This window comes from Curtobacterium sp. ODYSSEY 48 V2, from assembly GCF_023712625.1.
Classification (GTDB): domain Bacteria; phylum Actinomycetota; class Actinomycetes; order Actinomycetales; family Microbacteriaceae; genus Curtobacterium.
The window spans coordinates 1-1,797 of the sequence record NZ_JAMAXX010000015.1 but is presented as its reverse complement, the minus strand read 5'-3'; the positions used below and the strand labels follow the sequence as shown (position 1 = coordinate 1,797).

The 1,797-nt window shown below is 55.3% G+C and carries 2 rRNA genes; both read right to left on the bottom strand.

The features are described 5' to 3' along the window. Window positions 1–5 precede the first annotated feature (5 nt). Window positions 6–122: ribosomal RNA gene (gene rrf / locus M3666_RS16255) — 5S ribosomal RNA — on the bottom strand. Between the two features lie 141 nt (window positions 123–263). Further along, a 23S ribosomal RNA gene (locus tag M3666_RS16250) occupies window positions 264–1,797 on the bottom strand; the annotation flags it as partial.

The window sequence follows — 1,797 nt, the reverse complement described above, 5'->3', positions numbered from 1 at the left end:
GTTGAGTCCGGCGGCGTCCTACTCTCCCACAAGGTCCCCCTTGCAGTACCATCGGCGCTGAGAGGCTTAGCTTCCGGGTTCGGAATGTGACCGGGCGTTTCCCTCTCGCTATGACCACCGGAACACTGTCGACCCAGATCCTGGATCAAACCATTGTTCCTTCAGAGCATTGCTGAAGTATTCAGTTTGATTCCCGATCGTCTGTCGGGAACCACAAAGTGGACGCGAGCCCGCCACCCACAAGGGGCGACGGTAAAAGTTGTGTTGTCAAGTCTTCGGCTTATTAGTACCGGTCAGCTCCACGGGTCGTTAGTCCCCGCTTCCACATCCGGCCTATCAACCCAGTAGTCTGCTGGGAGCCTCTCACACTCAAGGTGCATGGAAATCTCATCTCGAAGACGGCTTCCCGCTTAGATGCTTTCAGCGGTTATCCGGTCCGAACGTAGCTAATCAGCGGTGCCCTTGGCAGAACAACTGACACACCAGAGGTTCGTCCATCCCGGTCCTCTCGTACTAGGGATAGATCTTCTCAAATTTCCAACGCGCGCAGCGGATAGGGACCGAACTGTCTCACGACGTTCTAAACCCAGCTCGCGTACCGCTTTAATGGGCGAACAGCCCAACCCTTGGGACCTACTCCAGCCCCAGGATGCGACGAGCCGACATCGAGGTGCCAAACCATGCCGTCGATATGGACTCTTGGGCAAGATCAGCCTGTTATCCCCGAGGTACCTTTTATCCGTTGAGCGACAGCGCTTCCACAAGCCACTGCCGGATCACTAGTCCCGACTTTCGTCCCTGCTCGACCTGTCAGTCTCACAGTCAAGCTCCCTTGTGCACTTACACTCGCCACCTGATTGCCAACCAGGTTGAGGGAACCTTTGGGCGCCTCCGTTACTCTTTGGGAGGCAACCGCCCCAGTTAAACTACCCATCAGGCACTGTCCATGAACCCGATCAGGGTCCTACGTTAGACATCCAAAGTGACCAGAGTGGTATTTCAACAATGACTCCACGAACACTAGCGTGCCCGCTTCACAGTCTCCCACCTATCCTACACAAGCCACTCCGAACACCAATACCAAACTGTAGTAAAGGTCACGGGGTCTTTCCGTCCTGCTGCGCGTAACGAGCATCTTTACTCGTAGTGCAATTTCGCCGAGTTCGCGGTTGAGACAGCTGGGAAGTCGTTACGCCATTCGTGCAGGTCGGAACTTACCCGACAAGGAATTTCGCTACCTTAGGATGGTTATAGTTACCACCGCCGTTTACTGGGGCTTAAATTCAGAGCTTCGCCCTAGGGCTAACCCTTCCTCTTAACCTTCCAGCACCGGGCAGGCGTCAGTCCGTATACATCGTCTTGCGACTTCGCACGGACCTGTGTTTTTAGTAAACAGTCGCTTCCCACTGGTCTCTGCGGCCTTCAACGCTCAACGACGAGAAGTCGTATCACGTGTCCGGCCCCCCTTCTCCCGAAGTTACGGGGGCATTTTGCCGAGTTCCTTAACCACGATTCTCTCGATCTCCTTGGTATTCTCTACCTGACCACCTGAGTCGGTTTCGGGTACGGGCGGCTGCAACCTCGCGTCGATGCTTTTCTCGGCAGCATAGGATCACTGATTTCCCCTTACGGGTACGCGTCGGATCTCAGGCACACAGACGACGGATTTGCCTATCGTCAGCCCTACATCCTTACACCAGGTTCACCTTACGGATACCATCGCCTGGCTCAGCTACCTTCCTGCGTCACACCTGTTCATACGCTAGCCGCACCAGCATGGGGTCGAGCGTTAGACCG